General features: G+C 51.5%; 17 protein-coding genes and 1 pseudogene. 3 read left to right on the top strand and 15 right to left on the bottom strand.

Annotation, left to right across the window (positions count from 1 at the left end):
• Positions 1-35: 35 nt before the first annotated feature.
• From ACN0VM_RS11575 to glk, 9 genes are all read right to left on the bottom strand, one after another.
• Positions 36-3,083, bottom strand: coding sequence for an efflux RND transporter permease subunit (locus ACN0VM_RS11575; protein WP_417451042.1), 3,048 nt, complete (start codon positions 3,081-3,083; stop codon positions 36-38).
• A gap of 12 nt (positions 3,084-3,095) precedes the next feature.
• Positions 3,096-4,247, bottom strand: coding sequence for an efflux RND transporter periplasmic adaptor subunit (locus tag ACN0VM_RS11570; protein WP_417451041.1), 1,152 nt, complete (start codon positions 4,245-4,247; stop codon positions 3,096-3,098).
• Between the two features lie 405 nt (positions 4,248-4,652).
• Positions 4,653-5,675, bottom strand: a complete 1,023-nt coding sequence (locus ACN0VM_RS11565; protein ID WP_417451040.1) for a LacI family DNA-binding transcriptional regulator — start codon at positions 5,673-5,675, stop codon at positions 4,653-4,655.
• A gap of 47 nt (positions 5,676-5,722) precedes the next feature.
• On the bottom strand, positions 5,723-7,315 hold the full coding sequence (locus ACN0VM_RS11560; RefSeq protein ID WP_417451039.1) for a sodium:solute symporter: 1,593 nt from the start codon (positions 7,313-7,315) through the stop codon (positions 5,723-5,725).
• A gap of 227 nt (positions 7,316-7,542) precedes the next feature.
• Positions 7,543-8,205, bottom strand: a complete 663-nt coding sequence (locus tag ACN0VM_RS11555; RefSeq protein WP_417451038.1) for a pentapeptide repeat-containing protein — start codon at positions 8,203-8,205, stop codon at positions 7,543-7,545.
• A 161-nt stretch (positions 8,206-8,366) separates the two neighbouring features.
• Positions 8,367-9,413, bottom strand: coding sequence for a succinylglutamate desuccinylase/aspartoacylase family protein (locus tag ACN0VM_RS11550; protein ID WP_417451037.1), 1,047 nt, complete (start codon positions 9,411-9,413; stop codon positions 8,367-8,369).
• A gap of 3 nt (positions 9,414-9,416) precedes the next feature.
• A complete protein-coding gene (gene rimK, locus ACN0VM_RS11545; RefSeq protein ID WP_417451036.1) occupies positions 9,417-10,322 on the bottom strand; it encodes a 30S ribosomal protein S6--L-glutamate ligase in 906 nt (301 codons plus the stop codon).
• A gap of 16 nt (positions 10,323-10,338) precedes the next feature.
• Positions 10,339-10,782 carry an ATP-dependent zinc protease gene (locus tag ACN0VM_RS11540; RefSeq protein ID WP_417451035.1) on the bottom strand — a complete coding sequence of 148 codons (444 nt, stop codon included), beginning with the start codon at positions 10,780-10,782 and terminating at the stop codon, positions 10,339-10,341.
• 427 nt (positions 10,783-11,209) lie between these two features.
• Positions 11,210-12,172 carry a glucokinase gene (gene glk, locus ACN0VM_RS11535; protein WP_417451034.1) on the bottom strand — a complete coding sequence of 321 codons (963 nt, stop codon included), beginning with the start codon at positions 12,170-12,172 and terminating at the stop codon, positions 11,210-11,212.
• A 280-nt stretch (positions 12,173-12,452) separates the two neighbouring features.
• Here glk and ACN0VM_RS11530 point away from each other — a divergent pair, with 280 nt between their 5' ends.
• Both ACN0VM_RS11530 and glpD read left to right on the top strand, forming a co-directional pair.
• The gene (locus tag ACN0VM_RS11530; protein ID WP_417451033.1) at positions 12,453-12,914 is read left to right on the top strand and encodes a hypothetical protein; all 462 of its coding nucleotides are present in this window, start codon (positions 12,453-12,455) and stop codon (positions 12,912-12,914) included.
• Positions 12,896-14,410, top strand: coding sequence for a glycerol-3-phosphate dehydrogenase (gene glpD, locus ACN0VM_RS11525; protein WP_417451071.1), 1,515 nt, complete (start codon positions 12,896-12,898; stop codon positions 14,408-14,410). The genes ACN0VM_RS11530 and glpD overlap by 19 nt, the downstream gene beginning before the upstream one ends.
• Here glpD and glpK read toward each other — a convergent pair.
• The 5 genes from glpK to ACN0VM_RS11500 all read right to left on the bottom strand — a co-directional run bounded on the left by glpK (position 14,407) and on the right by ACN0VM_RS11500 (position 21,575).
• The gene (gene glpK / locus ACN0VM_RS11520) at positions 14,407-15,894 is read right to left on the bottom strand and encodes a glycerol kinase GlpK (protein WP_417451032.1); all 1,488 of its coding nucleotides are present in this window, start codon (positions 15,892-15,894) and stop codon (positions 14,407-14,409) included. The genes glpD and glpK overlap by 4 nt on opposite strands.
• 62 nt (positions 15,895-15,956) lie before the next feature.
• Entirely contained in the window at positions 15,957-16,748 is a 792-nt protein-coding gene (locus tag ACN0VM_RS11515; protein WP_417451031.1) for an N-formylglutamate amidohydrolase, read from the bottom strand.
• Between the two features lie 101 nt (positions 16,749-16,849).
• Positions 16,850-18,664, bottom strand: coding sequence for a DNA helicase RecQ (recQ, locus tag ACN0VM_RS11510; RefSeq protein ID WP_417451030.1), 1,815 nt, complete (start codon positions 18,662-18,664; stop codon positions 16,850-16,852).
• A 190-nt stretch (positions 18,665-18,854) separates the two neighbouring features.
• A complete protein-coding gene (locus tag ACN0VM_RS11505; RefSeq protein WP_417451029.1) occupies positions 18,855-19,670 on the bottom strand; it encodes a phytanoyl-CoA dioxygenase family protein in 816 nt (271 codons plus the stop codon).
• Positions 19,671-19,700: 30 nt separating this feature from the next.
• On the bottom strand, positions 19,701-21,575 hold the full coding sequence (locus ACN0VM_RS11500) for a hypothetical protein (protein WP_417451028.1): 1,875 nt from the start codon (positions 21,573-21,575) through the stop codon (positions 19,701-19,703).
• Positions 21,576-21,750: 175 nt separating this feature from the next.
• On the opposite strand from ACN0VM_RS11500, the gene ACN0VM_RS11495 reads away from it, so the two are divergent.
• A complete protein-coding gene (locus ACN0VM_RS11495; RefSeq protein ID WP_417451027.1) occupies positions 21,751-22,842 on the top strand; it encodes a hypothetical protein in 1,092 nt (363 codons plus the stop codon).
• A gap of 146 nt (positions 22,843-22,988) precedes the next feature.
• Here ACN0VM_RS11495 and ACN0VM_RS11490 read toward each other — a convergent pair.
• A pseudogene (locus ACN0VM_RS11490) lies at positions 22,989-23,220 on the bottom strand (hypothetical protein); the annotation flags it as partial.

Here is a 23,220-nt window from a genome sequence, read left to right as displayed (position 1 = left end):
GCGATAGATCGTCGAAACGCATGCCCGGTACAAGCTTAATCTTGCTGTCGGAAAAACAGCATATATGTGGCCGGAACGAAAAGCAGCGTCAGTATCGAAGCGACGGCGAGGCCGAACATCATCACGACGGCAAGTGGTTCCCACAGAGGGCCGCCAAACAAGTATAGCGGCATCAAACCGACAACTGTTGTAATCGACGTGAGCAAAATGGGCCTCATGCGTTGCCCACTCGCTCGCAGGATAGCATCCATTAGCCTGTATTCTTGCCGCTCAATATCAATCTGATCCACGAGTACAATAGCGTTATTAATGATTATGCCGGCGAGGCTGATCAGCCCGAGCATGGCAAAAAATGACATTGGTTGTCCCGTAATCAAAAGTCCAAACGGTACGCCAACAATGATAAGAGGTACACTCATGAAAATGATCGCAATTCTGCGATAGCTGTTGAACTGGTACATCACCACAATGATCATCAACAGAAGGGCAAACGGCAAGCCCGCTCCCAGTTTACCATATATTTCGGCCGAATCCTTCAGCTCACCTGCCACCACCACATCATAGGCATCATCAAGTTCCAGCTGGTTTATCTGCAGCCGCACCCGGTCGTACAATTCAGCTGCGGTAAGAAAGGTGCTTTTCGCCGTCACGGTAATTGTAGGCTGCTGGTTTTTGCGCCAAATCTGCGAATACTCGAGCGATGGCCGAAGCACAGCTGTCTGCTCCATCGCTACCATATCTCCGTCGCTAGGGAGAATAATATTTAGTAAGTCCTCCAAGCTGTCCCGGTCGCGTTCAAGAGCGCGCAAGACAATCGGTATCGTACTGTCATCGTCACGGAAATCAGATACTTCAAAGCCATCAAAATAAGCATTCAAATTCTGTGCGAGAGTTTGCGACGACATATTGAGCCGACGCGCTTTATCCTGATCGACTTCGATCACCATTTTGACCAGCTTTTCGCCCCAGTCGCTTTCATTTTGTACAATACCGGGCACATCGGCAAAGATGCGCTCAACCTGACGGCCGGCCAGCAAAAGAGGTTCATGATCCGGGCCGGAGATTTCAATTTTCACCTGCCCGGACTCACTCGCCCCCATCGCCAGACGCTTGATCGTAAAGCGCGCATCCGGTACCTGTTCGAAGAAATATCGTTTTGCACGCTCACTGAAGGCCGAGGCCGCCTCGGGGGACGTCGCATTCACCAGGACGAAAGCTTTGGATGGTGATGGGTCCACCGGATTGACACTCAGATAAAAACGCGGACCACCTTCGCCTATATAGATAACATGGTTGTCAACTTCCGGATTGACGAGCTTATCCGATATCCAGTCAGACACCTCAAGCGCAACGCGCTCAGTAGCCTCAAAATGGGCACTCTTAGGCATATCGAGATAAATCAAAACTTCGTTGCGATCACTCAGTGGAAACATTTCCTTCGGGAGGGTGGTGAACAACTGCCCCGTTATAACGACAAGTCCATAAGCACCGATCACAACGAGTGCGGCACCGCGTAGACATGGCGCCAGAATTTTTTGGTACCTGCTCACATACTTGGGCACATGGTCATCGTGCGCGGTTTCTTCACCCTCCGCATCTACCGTGCGTTTGCGCAGCACTCTCGCACAAATGAGGGGCAGGAAAAACATTGCGGTAATCCAAGACCCAATAAGGGTCAGGGCCAGTACCGCCCCGAGAGAAAAGGAATATTCCCCTTCCGCACCATCAATAAGGAAAAACGGCGTAAAGGCGAAAATGGTTGTGAGGGAGGAAACCAAAAGCGGTACTGCGTATTGACTTCCAGCCGCCAGCGCAGCCGTGCGTCTTTTGCTCCCGCGATCCACCCGACTGAGAATATCCTCCACAATCACAACACCATTATCCACCAACAAGCCGAGAGAGATAATAACGGCGGCAATTGACACCTGCTCAAGAGCGATGTTCAGGACTTTCATACCGATCAGGGCAAACATCACCGCGAACGGCACGATAGACGCAATCACCATTCCTGACCGCAAACCCAGAAACAACAACACAACTATCAAGACCGCAATAAATGTCTGGGCAACGTTTCCGATCGCACCGGCAACAGTTTTGGAAACTTCCCTCGGTTGGTAGGTGGCATAATCCAGCTCATAACCAATAGGCAGTGTTGACTCGAACTGATGCATTGCCTGCGTCAGGCGTTCACCTACATCTTCGATATCGTAGCCAGGCTGCATTTGCACACCGAGCACCAAAGCGGGCCTTCCGTTATAATAGGTACGACTTTCTGGAGGGGAAACATAGCCGCGCCGCACATTCAAGAGGTCTTTCAGGCGCACAAAATCGTCACTACCGACTGGACGGGTGAGCATGTTTTCAATGTCACGCACATTTTTGAAATCGCCCGTCGCTTCCAAAAGAATCGAGGCTCCCTCCGCATTGATTTCTCCGGCGGGCAGCACCACATTCTGGTTCTGAAGGTCATCGATCAGAATATTGAGCTGCCCCCCAATTGCCTTGAAACGTCGAGCGTCCAGTTCAAGCCAGATGCGCTCCTCCTGCACACCGAAAAGCTCAACCTTTGCGATGCCATCAACTGTATAAAGCATTCGCTGCATGTCCTTGGCGCTTTCCTCCATTTCGCGGTAGGAAAACCCCTCGGCTGTCATTGCGATGCTAGCTATAGTAACTTCGCCGAAGTCGGTGTTTACAAATGGCCCCATCGCACCATCTGGTAGTTCCCGGCTGATGTCAGACATCTTATCCCGCAAAGATTGCCAGACGGGTTCAAGATCGTCGACACTGTCTTTGAGTTCCACATAGCTGCGCATACGACCAGTGGTCAAAATTGTGCGAATTTCCTTAACTTCGGCAATCTCGCGAATCTTGCGCTCGACTTTTTCGGCGACAAGGTTCTCCACTCGCTTGGGTGGCATGCCGGGATAGAGCGCAGAGACAATAGCCGTACGAATAGTGATCTCCGGCGCTTCCCGCTTGGCGAAATCTTTGTACAGAAGGAACCCGCTCATCACGAGTGCGAGCATAAGAAGAAGAGTAAAACGGCTACGACCAAGCCCAAGCCTCGTGAGAAAATTCATCGCGTCCCCCCCTTAATGACCAGCTGGCTTCAAACGCCGGACCTTCTGTCCGTCGTGCAGATAGGAAACGCCCGCCGCGGCAATTAGCTCGCCCGCCTTTAAGCCTTCGGTAACGATGATCATGTTCTCCCGGACACCAGCTGTGCGTACAGTTCGCGCATTGACGGTCGATGTGGCTTCATCGAAAACATAAACCTGCGCATTGCCGCCATTAGTGTGACGGACGCTTTCTGCGCGCTGTAACGCTTCGGATTTCTCCAGCGCAAAGCAGCGTACCGGCACCAAAAAGCCTTCTTCTCCAGTCAAAAGGCCAACATCAAGGGCAACCTCTGCCGCCATGCCTGCCTTCACACCCGGATGGGTCTCTTCAAGGATTACCACTGCAGGAAAGGCTGAGACCTGACCTGCTCGTGAACCAAGTTCCTTGATACGCCCCTGAAGGCTGACCCCCTCAAGATCAGTGACAACAACCCTGGCTTTGTCGCCGGTTGCAAGGGCATTGATCACCGTAGCGGGTACGCTGAATTCTACTTCAAATGCGCTCTGGCTATAAAGTGTGAGCACGGTACCACCTGGGGAAACATTGGAAAAAGACTTCACGTCGACACTGGAAATGACGCCATCGAAGGGGGCCTTCAGCGTGGATTTTTGTAGACGCTCATGCGCTATCGCAAGCTGCTGACGCGACTGCTCCACTTGGGCCTGCGCACTTTTCAGATTGCTCTCGGCGGCATCAAAGGCGGCCCGAGTTACATTGCCAGACTTCAGAAGTTCGGCCTTGCGCTCATAATCCTGCCGTGCGTTCGACAGGCTTGCCCTACCCTGTTCGAGAGCGGCCTGCGCCTGCTGCGCCTCATAACTAAGAGTCGTTGGGTCAAGTGTCAGCAACACCTGACCGGCGTCGACCTTTCGCCCCACCTCAAGCGTCACTTCCGTGAGTTGGCCTGCAATTTCAAAGGACAGTCGGCTCTCGTCAGCGGGAACAATCACACTAGGATAACGGCGTACCATATTATCCGCCGTCTCAGTCACAACAAAAACCTTAAGGCCCCGAACAGGTTCAGCCTGTTCCTTCTGCCTCTCGTCGGCGCATGCGACCAATAGAAAGACGGAAAACAGCACCACCGAAAAGCGGCTGATAAGACCCACGGCAGGATAAATCATGGAAGAGCCCCTAGCTTGGAAAAACAGAATTACTCAGACTAACCTATCCCGTAGCACCATCAAACATGTTTGCCATACTTGGTAGTCCATTAACCTGTTCTAACTATGACATCAACTTCCCTGTCCATCGAAAAACATTGGGCGCCTCTTGCAAATTTACACACTAATATTGCGCAACATGCACCAATCTGGTTTTGCCCAGATAACAGTGACGCTTCCACGTGGGAACGGCTATCGTTTCACCCGGCTTTATAAGACGAAATACACTACGCATGAAATTGTCAGAGAACCGGTAACCGCAGTAGCCACGGGTCATTCAGGAAACCACTGTGAGCGCTCGCTCACAACATAAGGATCCCACCACTGCCCCTGGACCCAAGCCTCAACGGGAAAACGACGCATCACTCACTCGGCCCTTAGTGTTGATCCGCGTAACTTAAGTTCAAAATCAAACCGATCCAGCACTTTATGGTTTTCGGCAGCCCCCTTGCCATTTCCGAGCCGCTCCATCAGAAGATCCGCGGCCTGATGCCCCATTAAACGAATAGGCTGACGTACTGTGGTAAGACCAGGCCATATCTGTCGAGAAAGCGGTGTATCATCGAACCCTGCCACGGCCAGATCTCCCGGCACTTCAAGCTTGCGGCTGTGAGCTTCAAAAATTGCAGCTGTTGCCATATCGTCGTTGGAGGCAAAAATTGCTGTTGGACGATTCTCCAGATTCAACAAACTCGACGCAGCCTTCTGGCCTGAGGCAAAATCGAAGAAACCCTGCTCAATATACCTTGCCGGCACCTCAAGGTTTTCGTCCTTTAATGCTCGACGGTACCCCTCTTCCCTTAGCCCACTGGCATAGTGATCCGGATGTCCCTTGATGAATGCAATCTTGTTATGCCCCTGTGCGATCAGGTGCCGCGTCATCTCGTAGGCGGCGGCTTCTTCATCAATAAGGGCTGCAGGGGCATTCCCTGTACCAAGAGACGATATTACGATTGCAGGGATATTTTCCGTCTGTAAAGCCTCAAGGAGCTCGGCGCTATCGGTCAGGGGGGGGGTAATAACCACACCATCAATAAAAGACTGGCGCACCCAACGGACAACCGTTTCTACCAAATCTGGGGCGTGAAAGGAAACTGGATTCAGAGCCAAGCCATAGCCCTTTTCGTGGCAAGCCTCCAAGACGCCGCCTTGCAAATTTGCCAGGTAATTGGGGCTGGGATTGTCATACAAGAGGCCTATCATGTAAGAGCGCCGAGCGGCAAGTCCGCGCGCAGACTGGTTGGGCCGGTAATTCAGTTCCTTGATCGCTGCATCGACTTTTTCTTTGGTCGCAGCGCGCACATTCGGCTCCCGGTTGACCACCCGGGATACCGTTTTGATTGAAACACCAGCCTTTTTGGCCACATCGTCGATGGTTACAGAGCGCATGTGGTTCCCTTTGCCCTAATTATTCCCTCTTGGTGATAACCGGGTCATCAGGAAAAATAAATCCACATTCCACCAATAAGTACCAGAACGCCGATACTGGCCCATTTGGACTGCGGGGTTGCTCCCACGACAGCCGCGCCGCGAGCAGACATGGTAAGCCCAGCTACCTTTTCCTCATCCGGCTCCTCTGTCATCAAACTGACTATCACCAATACGGCTACACAGATCAGGAACAAAAAGATTGCTACATGGAGAAAGTTGATCGTCGCCAAAGAGAGCAGTACGCCATCGAGGCTGCCTTTGTTGGCCTCAAGCACGAGACGGGTCACGCCTAAGACCAAACCAGTCATCAGCGAAGCTAGCGCGCCGGTAGCGTTCGCGCGCTTCCAAAGGATGCCGATCAGAAAAACGGCTGCAATCGGAGGCGAAATATAAGCCTGGACACTCTGGATATAGGTATAAATTTTGTCGGAGATCAGCTCCATTAACGGAATCCATGCCATGCCCAGAATAACCATTATAATGGTTGCCACTTGCCCTACCCGTTTCAAGTTATGATCGCTGGTTTCTGGTTTGAGGCGCTTATATATATCCATAGTGAATACCGTGGAACAGCTGTTGAAGACACTTGAAAGCGAACTCATCAGAGCGGCGAGAAGCCCTGCGACGACGAGCCCCTTGACCCCAACAGGTAGAAGCGCGCCCATAAGCGCAGGCAAAGCCTGATCTGGCTGATCCAGCGTAATGACGCCCTTGTTCGCCAGCGCCATGGCGATGATACCTGGCACCACGAAAATGAAGATCGGCAATTGCTTGAGATACGCGGCAAATATGGTTCCTTTGCGCGCATCATCCTGACTTTTCGCCGACAACACCCGCTGTACAATATATTGGTCGGTACACCAGTACCAAATCCCCAGAATGGGCGCGCCAAAAAGGATGCCGGTCCATGGAAACTCGGGATCCGTCATGGGCCGCCACAAACTGAACGCTTCTTCTCCCACACTTGCCCGCAATTCACCCCAACCACCAATAGCTTCCAAGCCGAACCATGTAACCGCCACGGCACCACCCAGCAAAACGAACATTTGTACCATATCCGTATAAAGGACAGCCCGCAGACCACCCCAAACCGTGTAGACCGCTGTTGCGACCACGACAATCGTTGCTCCGGTCCAGAAGTCGATACCCATCAGGGTTTCAAAAACGAGGCCACCAGCCATGACAGTCACGGAGATTTTCGTCAGAATATACCCTGCAACCGAGATAATCGCCAGATAGGTACGGGAGCCCTGAGAATAGCGACGCTCCAGAAACTCTGGCATGGTAAACACGCCCGACGCGACATAAAATGGTACGAACAGCCATCCAAGCAAAAGCAGAACAAGGCCCGCGATAATTTCAAATTGTGCCACAGGCACACCGGAAGCAGCCCCTGTACCTGCGAGGCCGATTAGGTGTTCAGACCCGATATTGGATGCAAAAAGCGAAGCCCCGATTACAAACCAGCCCACGTTTCGACCAGCCAGAAAGAAGTCCTCTGACTCCCCGCCTTTGCGTTCCTGACGCCCGGCCCAGATGGCCACACCAAAAATAATAATGAAATAAACGGCAAGAACGCCCCAGTCGACGGATCCCATCACCAGCTCCCCTGAACTTGTTTTCTTCCAGCTCCCCACAGCGAACTATCCGCGCGGGATTTCCGTGCTGAAACTTCCCGGCATCAACATATATTCAATGTGACAGCGCTGTCAATAATTCCTGCACGCAAGTGAACCTTGGGTTGGGGAGTGGGCGCGCGCCTAAGTTTACGGAAGCCTGCCACAACTCGGCGAATGATCAGAACAGAATAGACGGGATGAGACTATCAGGGAGCTTCGGCTGCAGTCGTTTCTTCAGCAGCCGGCGACGGCTTATGCGCAAGAAACCCCGCAACGGCGTGACGTCCAACGGCCTGCTCCACCTCGAGCACATACCGCACAGCAGACTTATAAGGTTCTTCAAGACCGATCACCTCACTGGGCTCAACAGTCATGCGCACTCCCTTGCCGTGCAGCCGCCAAGCATTGGGGGTACAGAACACATATAACGGCTGAGTTGGTGTAGCAATGAAATAATATGGTGTATTTGAAACGATAGGGATGTGACGTGAATATCGTACATTGTAGAAGCTGCAGGATTGAAAGTCCTGCGGTCCAGCCATGCCGCCTATAATACAGTCGCTGAAGCTCGTATCCAATACGCTGGAACCCTCAAAGCTAGTGCATGTGAGATTAGAGGTAAAAAATTCACAGCTTTCTATGTCACATGCCGTAAATCGGGCCCCTGAAAAATCACACTTAAAGAAAATCGCGCCCGACAAAATAAGTAAATGGAACTGGGCTTCAGAAAAGTCGCAGTTCACAAAAATTGTATCGGCCCAACGCAACACGCTTTTAACTTTGAGAGCACTGATATTTTCCTGCGCAAACTGCTCATCCATGACAAGCTTGTGCGAAGGGAACATATTCGTCAGCGTTTTGAGGTCCATACTCACTGTTACTCCGGCACCACGATTTGAATGTCTCTCTCTGGTTTCACAATAGTATACCCAAAGTTGGTGTTGAATCTGTAAACAATTAATTCAACTTTTAACTAATTAGGCATTATTGCGTCAGCCACGGCCTTTGCGAAAGACCCGAAACGCCGCACCTACTCAGCCAAAGTGTCAATGTAGTCCCCTTCTCCCAGACCCTCAAGTGAGGCATGAAAACTCGCAACGGTTTTGCCTGCCTTCTCTGTATTATCAAATTCAGCGACATGGAAAAGCGCGTCTCCTTCATTGACGATTGGCAAATTGGTACGACCAATCACCACACCTTCTTGGGTCGCCTTGACCTCGGATTGCTCATCGCCAAGAAGGTCCGACAATAAAGCCAGCCGGTCGCCTGCCTTCACACGACTACCCAGCTTGATGGCGTCACGAATGAGTCCTGACCGGTTGGCGCGCACCCAGTGCGAACTCTCTGCTTCGAGGCTAACATGTGGGCGCCGCTTGACCTCGCGTTTGATCATACCCACCAGACCAAGAACATTCAGGATCCCCCGAACCCCGGCTCTCACGGCTAATTTGTCGAACCGCAGAGCCTCACCAGCTTCATACAACAGCACCGGAACATTTTTTTCCACCGCATAGCCACGCAACGACCCATCGCGCAAACTGGCGTTCACCGTTACCGCCGTATTAAAGGCCCGAGCAAGGCTGGCCGTCTCTGCATCTGCGAGATTCGCCCGAATGTGGGGAAAGTTGGTCCGGTGATTGGAACCAGTGTGCAAATCAATACCGTAGTCTGAACGGTCTATAATCTGTTTTCGGAAAACATTTGCGACACGGGATGTTAGCGAACCATGTTCAGTTCCCGGGAACGCCCGGTTCAGGTCGCGCCGGTCGGGCATGTAGCGCGTGTGTTGCAAAAAACCATACATATTGACAACGGGCACACATAACAACGTACCCCTCAAGCGGTTAAGAGATTTTTGCTTCAAAAGCTGGCGAATGATTTCGATACCATTGATTTCGTCGCCATGAATAGCTGCGCTGACAAACATTGTCGGGCCACCTTTCCTTCCGTGGATAACGTGAAGCGGCATGGAAAGAGGTGTGTAGCGCGACTGCCCCGGCAGGATCAAGGAAAGGGACGCCCTGCTTCCTGCTTCAACTTTTTGTCCAGCAATCTCAAATGCGGCCCTCCGCGACATGTATTAGCCTTTCCCTTTGGTCTTGGTGCGATGCGGGCGGGCATTCGCTTCGATAAACTCGATAATCTTACCGGCAACATCAATATTCGTTGCCTTCTCAATACCTTCGAGCCCCGGCGAAGAGTTTACTTCCATAATCACCGGCCCATGATTGGAACGCAGCATATCAACACCAGCAACATTGAGCCCCATCACTCGGGCAGCACGTACCGCTGTTGAACGTTCTTCCGGTGTTATTTTGACCGTATTGGAAGATCCTCCACGGTGCAGATTGGAACGAAACTCGCCTTCTGCACCTTTGCGCATCATGGAAGCTATCACCTTGCCACCAACCACGAGGCAACGGATATCCTGAGCTTTAGCCTCTTTAATATATTCTTGAACCAGAATATTGGCTTTCAGCTTGCCAAAGGCCTGTATCATGCTTCTGGCCGCGTCTTTGGTGTCGGCAAGGACCACACCTACCCCCTGCGTACCCTCAAGCAATTTAATGACGACGGGCGTACCGCCGACCATATCAATCACGTCATCCGCCTCACTGGTACCGTGCGCAAACGCAGTGAGAGGCAACCCCAGGCCACGACGCGATAAGAGTTGGAAACTGCGCAACTTATCGCGCGAGCGAGTTATTGCGACCGACTCGTTGACAGGATATACGCCCTGCACTTCGAACTGGCGCAATACCGCAGTACCGAAAGAGGTAATAGAGGCACCAATCCTCGGAATGACCGCATCGTAACCTTCAAGAATATCGCCTCGATACCGCATTTCCGGCCGATGAGACGCTATGTTGATGTAAACCTTAAGCGTATCTATGGGGTCAATCTCATGCCCTCGTGTTTCAGCAGCCTCAATCAAGCGCTGGTGGGAGTATAAATTGGCGTTACGTGTCAGCAGCGCAATCCGCATGGTATAATCCTTATTGTCATATATGGTCGCCGGGTTCACCAAGACCATAGGACAGGCTGCTATCTACCAGATACCGCTTGGCAAGTGCCTGTCGCCCAATCAAGAGACGAAAACCCATTTCGTCCCGGTTTGTTAGTGTCATTTCAATCGTTCGTAAAAATGGGCCCAACTCCAGCCTGGCTGAAACGACGAGCCTCGTTTGGACCACACCGTTAGAGCTCCTGACCTCTCGCTCATCAACAATCGGAGCCGCGCATTTAATCTCGGGGCGTTTACGCCGCTGCACCGGATGCACAAAAAACTCTGCCCACGGACAACCATCCCGCATGACTTTCTTTATGCGGAACGCATGAAGCGCTGATGTCTTCGCCCCTGTATCAATTTTCGCCTTGATTTCGGGAATATCAAAATCCGGTAAACCAGCCCATTCGCGCCAACCAACTATCAGCTTACTTTTCATTCCACTGCCCCATCAAATCGCCGGACCTAAAGCCAATGCCATGCCAGTATCTGCCGGGGCGCAGCGTTTATCTGAATTTGTTTAACATTAGAAGCTAAATAATTAATGTCGCAAGCACGGATTAAAATCAGCGGGCAGAATTCGGTGCTTATACCGATAAGCCAAAGTATTTTGCATGGAGACACTATGCTTCAATAGCGCTGTTGCTCAACTCCACCTTAGGGCCTGATACCGCAATCAGGAATTAGCGGATAATGAGGGCCATTCTATGGCCTGCTTGCCAGCTTGGCAAATAAACCGTAGCGCCCGAAGTGCGCACAAGCCCTGATGAAAACCACCACCGCACATCGCGGGACCAGAGAAAAGAGGACTGACCCCAAAAAGCAATCTATTGAACTGTTCAGATATAGCGGTGATGCGTTAGCGTTTACAGCACAGCTGCCCCGATCAATGCTGCATACTTTGCAGTGATGAGTTTCACTGGAATACGGTCAAGGTACGGCTGCATCGGACCTTTTGCCACAAACCGCCGCAATAGATCACTAGATGGTACCATATCCATAATCTTTGGCAAAATACCGCCGCCGAGATACACGCCACCCGTCGCCCCATGCGCAAGCGCGATATTGCCAGCTGAGCTGCCTACAATCGATAGGAAGAGCTGAACTGCCCGTGTACATGAAGGCGCGCCGCCCTCTGCGGCAAGTCTTGTAATCTCCGACGGAGTTAAACCACGGTCACCGCCGCCGCCGTAATCCACCAGAAAGCGGTGAATGCGGGCAATCCCCTCACCACAGAGGAATGTTTCGACGGAAACGTGTCCCATCTCCGCACGCAAATGCTCTGTTAAGTCATGCTCAAGCCGCGTCGTCGGGGCAAAGGCCATATTCCCGCCTTCGGTCGGCACCGTGATCCACTCGCCATCCACTGGCACCAGCAATGCAACACCGAACCCTGTACCCGGCCCCATCACCGAGATCGGGCCAGCAGCAATGTCCACCCCTTTTTTGAGCGAGACGTAATCAATACCGTCCTCAAGAAACTGGCATCCGCCTGCAAGAGCACCAAAATCGTTGAGTAACGTCACATTTTCAAGATGATGCTCCACCTCCAGAGAGGCTGCATCTGCCTGCCAACTGATGTTGGTTAACCGACCGTGGCGGGCAGTAGTCGGTCCGGCGATGGCAAGCCGCGCCAATCTGGGGCGTTCACCCTTTAATTCATTCAGATACTTGCCCAACATATCGCTGATACTGAGGTGTTCAGCACATGCGAAAACACGGACGTGTTCAATACGCGGCTTTTGCTCCCCGGGAAGGAACCGGGCTACGCCAAAGCGTCCGTTGGTGCCGCCAATATCGGCCACAACACAAGTCTCAGTGTTTGTCATAGCTTCCCCTTCCCGCACGCCGCGCTCATTAACATGCCCGACGTCTGATATTTCTTTTCCCACCCTGCTGCTGCAAGACCTTCAGCGCCCAGTGTCTTTAGCGACAAAAGACAGCGCTGTCAATTCGACTTGATACCATTGTTATTTCAGTAAATTGCGCGCATGACCTCGCGCTTACACTGCTCTTTGCAATATTATGCTTGCATCAGGCTCTTGGTTAGGCAACGACAGGATCAAACGAGATAGCAGCGCCGGAGTGTATGTGGGCAGGGAGGTCTAGGTGAAACGTGAAATTCTGGCAGGCGCGCTCCTTTGCTTGGTTGCCTGCAGTACTCCAGATTCGGTGATCGAAAGCGCGGCCATGCAAAAGCGCCTCTCCCCGGTTCCTGTATCGATCCCAAAAGGGCAGTGCGCGCTTATCCTGACCTCTCGCAACACCCCAACCGAGCCCATTTTCTTTCAAATACTTGGGCGTCGGAAAGCATTCGTAGCCCTCGATAACAAGCTGCGGCACTTGACACTGAGGCGTGCGAACAACAAGCTGGACAACGGGCTGTGGCTTTCGCAAGAATTAGAAGGACACAGATTAACAAGCTCGCTCACGCTGTATGCTGTTTCCCCCGCTGGTCCTCAAGAGGGCGATGAGCCGCATTATCGCGGAGTGGTCTCGCTGACAAGACCAGATGGTTGGTCCACCGCAATGCCTGTAGACGGAAGATTAGAATGCCAGAGCCGCAAATAACCGATTTTGATATATTCGTAATTGGAGGCGGCATCAATGGCGCAGGCATCGCTCGCGATGCCGCTGGCCGAGGTCTCCGTGTATGCCTTGTAGAACAAAACGACCTTGCAAGCGCCACATCAAGCGCAAGTTCAAAGCTGATTCATGGCGGCCTTCGTTACTTGGAAAATTACGAGTTCGGCCTGGTGCGAGAGAGCTTGCAGGAACGTGAAATTCTGATGGGCATGGCACCGCACCTCATTCATCCCATGCGTTTCATCCTGCCTCATCATAGTGGACTTCGCCCAGCATTCATCCTGCGTATCGGCCTTTGGCTATATGACCACATTGGGGGACGCAAACGTCTTCCCGCCACAAAAACTGTAAAGCTGGGCGCAAACAACAGCAGTTCGCCGCTACGAGACGAATTTAAAAAAGGTTTCGAATATTCGGACTGTTGGGTGGATGACAGCCGCCTTGTCGTCGTCAACGCAATAGATGCCAGAGAAAAGGGCGCTCAGATTTTACCCGGTCATCGCTTTCTTCATGCCTCAAAAGCCGGTGAAATGTGGCAGATCGAATACGAGACTCCGTCCCGCCAAAGAGCCACCGTCCGTGCGCGTGCATTGATCAATGCAGCAGGCCCCTGGGTAGACGCAGTACAGGAGCATGTCCCGGTCATGAGCGGAACGGTGACCAACATGCGGCTTGTTAAGGGCAGCCACATTGTCGTCCGTAAGCTTTATGAGGGCTCCAACGCATACACATTTCAAGGCAGCGATGGCCGAGTGGTTTTTGCAATCCCCTATCGTGACAAATATACTATGATCGGAACAACTGACGTTCCCTTCACCGGCGACCCGGCTAAAGTGAAGATTGATGCGAACGAGGTGGAGTACCTCTGCAGGCTTGCTTCAGACTATTTCAAAAACCCAATTCTACCAACAGATGTTGCATGGAGTTTTTCCGGTGTGAGACCGCTTTATGATGACGGGGAGAAAAGTGCCTCGAAACTCACTCGGGACTACGTCCTTGATCTTGAGGCCGATCACCATAGCCCGCCCTTTCTCAGCATATACGGTGGCAAGGTAACAACCTATCGTCGGCTGGCTGAAGATGTCTTGGAAAAACTGGCACCCTATATCCCGCACGGGCACCAGACTTGGACCGAAGGGGCTATTCTCCCCGGTGGAGACCTCAAGTATGAAGACTTTGAAACGTTTTACAGTGCCATGCAAAACCGCTTTCCCTGGCTGGCGTCCAAGATACTACGCAGACTCTGCTTGGCTTACGGCACAAACATTGATCAAGTCATAGGCAACGCCGCCCACGCTGACGATATGGGCATCCATTTCGGGGCCGACCTTTATGAACGGGAAGTTTCATATCTCATGTCTCATGAATGGGCGCGCGGCGCAGAAGACATTCTCTGGCGACGAAGCAAGCTTGGCCTGGACCTCTCACCGGCAGAACAAATTGAGCTAGAAACATGGATGAAAGCACATCCCGTGCTTTAAGCTGAAAACGCCTGTGCCGCTTTCACTGCCCGTTGCCACTTTTCAAGCCGGAGTTGGCGAGTATTGGTGTCCCCCGATGGCTCAAAGCGCTTATCGGCCCGCCAATTTGCACTGAGTTCATCCAAGGAACCATAAACCCCGGCCTGAAGGCCCGCAAGATAAGCTGCTCCCAATGCCGTTGTTTCCATTACCATTGGCCGATCTACTTTCAGAGCAAGAGTATCCGAAAGGGTTTGCACCATCCAGTCATTGGCAACCATCCCACCATCGACGCGCAGCACAGCGGGCTTGATACCGTCATCTGCCATAGCGGTGAACAGATCATAGGTCTGATGGCATACGGCCTCTAGCGTTGCGCGCACAATCTCCGCCCGGCCAGTACCACGTGTCATACCAAAAAGCGCCGCCCGCACTTCCGGATCCCAGTGCGGCGCACCCAGCCCGGTGAAAGCCGGCACCATAAACACTCCGCCGCTATCACCCACCGACATCGCCAGTTGTTCGCTCTCTTGCGCATTTTCAATAATCTGGAGCCCATCTCTGAGCCACTGCACCGCGGCACCGGCGATAAAAATAGACCCCTCAAGCGCGTAGGTAGTCTCACCGGACAGGCGATAGGCTACAGTCGTCAGGAGCCTGTTTCGGGAACGAATAAAATCTTTCCCCGTATTCATCAATACAAAGCAGCCTGTCCCATATGTACTTTTGATCGCCCCTTCCTCGAAGCAGCATTGACCTATCGCAGCGGCTTGCTGATCACCCGCCACGCCCAGAATTGGAATGCTTCGGCCAAACAGGCCAGGCTCGGTTTCGCCATACTCCGCTGCGCAGTCAAAAACCTCAGGCAAGATAGATGAGGGTACGTCAAACAACCGCAGAAGTTCATCATCCCATGTCTGGTTTCGGATGTTAAAAAGGCTGGTTCGGCTGGCATTTGTGGCATCCGTTGCATGTACCTTCCCCCCAGTCAGTTTCATAATGAGAAAACTGTCTACAGTGCCCCATGCCAGTTTGCCGTCACTAGCTGCTCGCCGCGCGCCGTCTATATTGTCAAGCATCCACGCTACCTTGGTTGCGGAGAAATAGGGATCCAGCAACAGGCCTGTCTTGCTTTGAACATCGTCCTCAATCCCGTCAGCCTTTAAGTCTCGGCAGGTACGTGCTGTACGGCGGTCCTGCCACACGATTGCGCGGTTAAGCGCCCTGCCACTCTCCCGCTCCCAAAGTATGGAGGTTTCACGCTGATTGGTAATACCAATCGCTACCACCCGAAAACCTTTGCCTTCAGCCTCTTGAAGAGCCTCCCGCGCAGTCTCTAGGCTCGTGGACCATATCTCCTCTGCATCATGCTCCACCCAACCGTCGGCTGGATAGTGCTGAGTAAATTCCGCCTGTTTCAGCGCGACGACCTCGCCCGCACTATTGAATGCAATCGCTCGGCTTGAGGTAGTTCCCTGATCCATTGCGAGAATGCAGTCCTGCATATAATCCGTCCTCAGAAAATAGTGATGTGCATTCGCGCACATAACCTTCTGATGACAGTCTGTCAGAAGCAGACGATACCTTCAACCTGCGGGGAAGATTTCTCCCTCAGAGCTTGGCGCAACACGGAAGCAATATAGCGGGCTAACTTGTCACGCTGCAGCGGAGAACACGACAAATCGTTCCGGACGGAAATTGACACCGTGAGAACGTTTCTGCCGCCGCCATGGCGGCACAGAGTATAGGACTGCGCGTCTGCGAGGCTATCCCGCCTATCAAGGATAACCTTATAAGTTCCGTCACGGACAAACGTATCATAGAGGAGACTGGCAAACCGAACATCTACACCATGCCCCAGCTTCAATTCCGGAGAGGTTTCCGGAACAGCAGGAGCCTCGAAAGACCGAATACTAACCAGCAGGGCATGCGGGCTTCGCCGACTGACTGAGTTCAGGCAAGCTGAAATCATGCCATGGAAAGGCTCTGATATCTCATCGCGGCGGATCAGCCGATCAACGTCGTCGAGCCCTTGATTGCCCGGAATAATATGACCCTGACAACGCTCGGGCACTACATCCGCAGCATCGTGAGCACGATTGCAATCATACACCAGACGCGAAAACCGTTGCAAAACAGCGGACGCGTCCAGAAGATCAGATAAACGTTCTGTTAGTTCAGCAGCTCCGGCAGCACGTGCTGCCGTGCCATCCAAAACGTCACGCATCAACCCTAGGGATCCGAGGCGTTCAGGCAGGCGATTGGAGGCATACTCACACACGAGCATGATGGATGCCTGCCCCTGCGGATTCAGACGCTCAAAAGCAAGGCCATCATTCACACCAAGTAAAGCTGTCATATGAGAAACGACTTTGTGTATTAGGTTGCGCACCCGTTTTGCAGGTTCTTTGTGACATCTGTATGAAACTGAAAATTGCCAGCCCGTTCTAGCGGGATGCGTTACCGAGCAAAACTCGCTAACGCTTGCAGAAATACCGCACCGTATTTTTCTGCCTTTCTGGGTCCTACACCACTGATAGCCAATAATTCCTCTTCATTGCGCGGCTGCCTGGCCGCCAACTCCATCAATACTGCATCGTTGAAAATCACATACGCAGGCACACTTTCTGCACGTGCGAGTTTCAAGCGCGTCGATTTAAGGTATTCAAATAGCGGTTGGTCTGCGTTCTCGATCTGTGCAACTGAACGAACGCTCGATAAGGGCCGGGCACGCGGAACTTTTTGCTCAACGAACTGAACCGCAGCTGTGTTGTTCATGATGTCCCTGCCATATTGGCGGATCTTGAGAGAGCCATACTCAGGGTCAACGTCAATCAGGCCCGATGCGAGCATCTGCCGGAAAATATTTTGCCACGTCGCGGCAGAGTGTTGCCTTCCTGTCGCAAAACAAGCCAAACCGTTGTGACCAGACGCTAATATTTTTTTGGTTTCCGCCCCCGTCAACAGATCAATGATATACGTTCGGCCGAACATCTGTCCTGTGGCGTCTATTGCGCCAAGCGCCAACTTGGCTTGATCCGTACCGTCATAAGACGCCGGCGGAAAAAGGCAAGTATCGCAGTACCCGCACGGGGGCTTCTCTTCATCACCGAAATATCGCAACAACACGTTTCGTCGGCACGTAGCAGCTTCGCAGAACGCCAGCAAAGCATTCAGCTTCTGAAGTTCGGACCTCTTTTTTTCGTCCCCCGCCACCGACTTGTTGATCATGTCACGGCGAGCTCGAATATTGTCGAAGCCATATAACATCAAGGCACGCGCAGGTTCACCGTCACGCCCCGCCCGGCCCATTTCCTGATAGTAGGCCTCCATACTGCTTGGCAAATCCATATGCATGACAAAGCGCACATCGGGTTTATCAATTCCCATACCGAAGGCAATTGTCGCCACCATTATGATGCCTGCACGGCTTAAAAATAGCTCCTGATTCTCCTGCCGCACTTCGGCCGGCAACCCGGCGTGGTAGGGCAGCGCCTTGTATCCTTTCTGGTTCAAAAGCTTCGCCGTTGCTTCAACTCGTACACGCGACAAACAATATACAATGCCCTGCTGCCCGTTGAATTCCTTTACAAAGTCAATAAGTTGCTTATTTGCATTGTTCTTTTGCTGTACGTCGATCCGGATATTCGGCCGATCGAAACCCTGCACCACCACAGCGGCGTCACCACCCAGCAGGTTATCCAAAATCTCTTGGCGAGTTCGCTCATCCGCAGTCGCTGTAAATGCCCCCACGGGAATATCAGGAAAAGCTTGCTTCAGCGCATTCAACTGCCGGTACTCCGGGCGAAAGTCATGCCCCCACTGCGATACGCAGTGGGCTTCATCAACAACAAACATGGCGACATGCTGCTTCTTTAGCGATGAAAACACGCGGGCATTCATCAGTTGCTCGGGTGATATATAAAGAAACTTCAGTTCACCCGCCGTCAACCGCTTCCAAATAGCAATCTTTTCATCGCGGCTTTGGGTGCTGTTGATTGTCTCTGCAGCTACACCATTAGCTTTCAGGCTCGCCACCTGATCATCCATCAGTGCCAGCAGTGGCGAAACAACGATCGTCACACCAGGTCGCATCAGTGCCGCAATTTGGTAGCACAAGCTTTTTCCCGCGCCCGTCGGCATAATGGCCATAATGTCACGGCCCCCAATCAGGGTGTCCGCGACATGCTGCTGCCCACCTCTGAATGCCGAAAAACCAAACACTTGTCTCAGAGTATCCTTCAGCCGGCTTGGGGCAGAAAAAGCGGTGGTCATGCGGCAGCCTATACGTTGTGTGAGCAAAAGTTCTGGAACCATACAGGCGTCGGGGGTTCCAGCAACCGCAAATATACAGACACGCCCCTTCTCGGAGCATATCGCCACCTGAGACATGGGGTCTTATGGCAAACATACACTTGGACGCGACTACTATTAAGGGATTGGGAGTACCAACCTAATGACAGAGTTAGAAAGACCGTAAAATCCCGGTGGGTTTATGCATATTTTCCGGTTGTCTCTCAATTTCAATCCTGCTTGGATCAGGAAATCCTCTTTCGACAAGATCGGGCGCTGCCAGATTATTGAACCGTATGGTAACAGCCTGCCTGAAGCCGCCGCCTGTCGGACTGCTGCCATGCGCTAAAAAACACGAAAACAGGACTGCGTCACCCGCCTTGATCTCCATCCGCTGGGGTGCCACATCGGGCAGATACTCCGGAACAATTCCCGTGCCACATTTCGTCCGTTCGTAGGGCAGCATCCCTTTTTTATGAGTACCGGGTATCAAGTGCAAAGCGTTATGTTGATGCGTGATATCGTGCAGCGCGATCCAACACACTAAGGCGTCAGTGCTTCCTTGCATAACTGGCCACTCCTGATGCAGTGGCCGCAAGTTGTAACCACCTTCGATATGAAGCTCATCCGAGACCAGCACAGGAAAAGGCTTCAAAGCAACAACAGGCTCTGCCAAGCCTGCATCTTTAAGCGCGCGCTGAACGCCTTCTGCTCCAGGAATGGACAGAATATTGTGATGGTTCTGAGAAATTTTTATCGTGTTAAGATAGTCTTTAACGCTCAAGTTCTTGAGCGCAACCATAGCACGGTGCAGGCTTTCGTCATCGCCATCTTCCGGCACGGGAAGCCCCCTTTTAGCGCACAACAACTGGAAAGGACGAGCAAGGGCCGCTTTTGCCCGCAGCACCTCCTCCGGCGACAGTACGGCCTCGACCGTCATGTAGCCCTGCTCGCAGAAAGTTTCGTACCTTGAGTTTGCTGTGGTCATGAAATCTCTACTTCATCTCAGGGTTAGTTACTATTCCTGCAGGAATTTTTCGAGTTCTTCAAACTCGAACTCCTGCTGTGCACTCGCCTGCAATTGTTCATGGGTTTGATAAAGAAGCTTCACCACTTGAGGGAAATCACTGCTTTCTTCATTACTATAAAATGTCGCTACAGGATCGAGCTTTCCAATAGATTGAGTTAAGGCTTCTAATCTAGCCGGGTTAGCAATCCAGCCGAGAGCGGTCTGATAATATTCCTCCAAAGACTTAGCTATTGTCTCGTCAGGCGCGCCGATCTTACGTAACAGGCGGCTGTCCGTCCGAGCATGAGGCTCTATGCCGTCAAGCGCCAGCATAGGTTTACCCGCAAGCAACGTATCTATTGTGCCATTGGTGTTTCCAAACGGAAAAGTACTTAGAATAAAGTCCATGGAAGCAACGTTATTCATATATGTGGGATAGGCTGCGCTATCATGAAAAATGGCCTCAGGCAGCATCGTCTGCAAGCATTTACGGTAACCCAGGTTATCTATGCTTCCAGAGCCGGAAAAAAAATGAAACTCTAACTTTCTGGAGGCATTAATCTCCAGTTTTTTACATAAACGAACAAACTCCGAACTTACCTTGGCGGGAAAAGCGAGAACACCAATGCGGACCACATCCTCATTGGACTCCATGGCTTGCTCAAGCTGTGACATTTCCCACCCAGGGTATGGCGTGTAACCAGCACTTTGTTTGCGATGAATTATCTTCTCAGAAAAGCATGAGGGATCCGGCCTCAGATCATTGTTGAGAATTACATAGTCCATCTCGCTTGAAAAAGTTGAGGCGGGGTGTCCCATGGAAAGGAACTGAATTGCCGCTAGTCTCATATTACAAAGATAGAGTGTGTTGAGGTGCATGCCTACGCTGGGATAATATATCATGTCTGGGGCGATTTTCTTAATCAACTTTGCATTTTGGCGGATGCAATCCCTGCTACTATCCATGGGCAAGACCCGGTGAAACAAGTTCTGGCCCTCCAACTGCAGGCCTTTCGGGTCAGTGATCAGTATGGTGTTAAAGTGCTGTTTCAACGCAGAAGCAGATTTGCCGTGACACCGAAACATAGCATGCGTAGGGCTGAATCTCTCGGCGAAGATTACGATCGTTGGCCTCTTTTTTATCCTTCTATCCCTAAATGATCGTTGGCCAGCTATCTTCTGACTGTCTGCCCAGCGGGTAATCATTCTGTTTAAAGATTGCTTAAACAGATGCTTTTGTGGCCAGAAAAGATAACTGCATAGCATCCATGCGCGAAAAGTTTGTGTATCATTAGTTCCCGAAACTTCGGCGCTGGAATAATGCTCGCTTTCCGCAATTAACCATCTTTTATTTCGGCTTTGCTGTTCACTCAAGGCATAGCGTTGCCCTATGCAGCCCATAGCCATCGGAGCAATCAATTGCTGGTCAATCTTTCTTATCTGTCCACCGGGATAGACATGAACGTTTGCTAACGTGACGTAACAAAGGCTGCGTACAACGGCCATCGCTCCGGTTGTGTTTTCAGGAACAGCGTAGTTTTGCCAGAACTGGCCGGGAGTGAAATTCCCTGAACCTGCGGCATCATGTAAAGCGCCCAGCATTGGCTTTACAGAGCATATGTAAGCAAAATTATTTTTGATCAGCTCAATATCTGCGCGATGGATGAAGAATGCGTAATAATGAAGTATGTGCCTCGCGATCACTGACAAATTTTCCGAATTGTCAGTGATCGGACCTACTGAAGCACCATGCAGATAGTCCATCGCGTTAACGAGGTGCAGAAGCCCCTCATCATATGCTTTTTTTTCTTTGAAATGGCGCCATTCTTTCATCCAACGTTGAATGGTTTGGGCCGTTTGCTGAGGGGACGCAGATTGCAACATAATTCAACAACACCGAAATACTAGTAAGTTAATTGTGCGCGAGCTTATTATGCTTCTATAGGATTTCCATATGATAAAATAAACTCTTCACTTGTGTATATACTGACAGTTTTCTAAACCACCCCTAAATGACATCTTACAAATCGGCCGAAATGTTGATGATGGAAACCATAATATGAAAAAAGTTTTGATAACAAGCGTGGGCAGCAATGTCGGTGGCAACTTTATGTTATGCCTTGCACACAGACGCGGCGAATTTTACTTTATCGGCACTAATTTGATTTCAGAAACAGCGTTTAACTACATGTGTGATGAGGTGCATATTGTACCGCGTGTCGCAGATGAAGCTGCATTTATTGCAGCACATGAGAAATTGATTTTCGACCTGAAGCCTGACCTCGTCGTCGCAGGCCGTGATCAGGACGTTTCCGCACTAGCAAAAATGAAAGAAAGCGACAAGTTTCCGCACACCATCTTTTTGGCCCCCTCTCAGGCAAGTGCTCGGGTCTCTAACGATAAATATCACTCCTTTGAGTTTGCAGAAAAGTATAACCTACCCTTTGCAGTTAGTGCCGTCACCATAGCGGATGCCAAGGCGCTAGCAGAGGCTGCTGGGTATCCGTTAATCGCTAAACCCAGAATGCACGGCCATGCATCAAAGGACGTGTTCATCGTTCGCAATGAAGCAGAATTGATAGCTTCAGTTGAAGCTGGTGGTTTTGTTATTCAGGAAATGATTGGCCAGAAAAACGCACCGGAAGAATATAATCCGATTTCCGAATGCGGGGTGCCTCTGTATTATTCCTATGCGATTACAGATCAGATCAGCTGTCAGGCGTTGATCGGGCATGATGGAGAAGTACTTTATGGTATTGCATCACTGAATTATTATAGCTTCGGACGCTCGCATAAATATGAACCCATAAACGACCCTAAGATTATAGACGTCGTTAAAAGATACGCTTCAGCCCTTGCCGAACATGGGCATTTTGGTCCCCTGAACCTCCAGGGTAAAATGGACAAAAACGGTGATTTGAAAATCTATGAAATTAATATGCGGTTCACCGGCGCCACGCAAGGGCGCACTGTCTTGGGCTGGACTGAGGTAGAGTATGCAGTAGACTATCTTTTTTCTGCCAAGCATCCAGAAATTGACCTCTCAATCGCCGGCAAATATGTCGCTGTTAGAGAGCCATATGCCTATGCGCTCAGCCTTGAAGAAATGAGCGAACTTGAGCGAACCGGTTCCTGGTATGCCCAGCGCTAGGCCCCCTTTTTGTTCAATTGCTGTCATCACAACAGAAAACGCCGCAACGCCAAGTAGGTTAACCGTTTGCGTGCGACGGTAGGGATCGGACAGATCAGGCAGGAACTCGACCCAGCCATGCCGCCGGGCGGCCTTCAGCACCATGCTCATGTCACAATCTCCTTGTGAAGGATGTTGCGGGCCGGAGGCTTCCACGGCTTGTTCTCACCTGTTTCAGCATCCGTATGATCATCATCCCAACCAATGGGTTTGGTCATCCGGTAAACGCGGTATTCCTGACCAACCCCGAAGGTAATATCCTTGAGCCGCTTGCTACCGAGACAGGGGAGGAGATGGAGGCGCAGCTGGTCTTTGTGCCCCTGCACCCATTTGGGGCTT

The organism is Kordiimonas sp. (genome assembly GCF_048260245.1).
Lineage (GTDB): Bacteria > Pseudomonadota > Alphaproteobacteria > Sphingomonadales > Kordiimonadaceae > Kordiimonas.
This window is presented reverse-complemented; position numbering and strand designations above follow the sequence as displayed.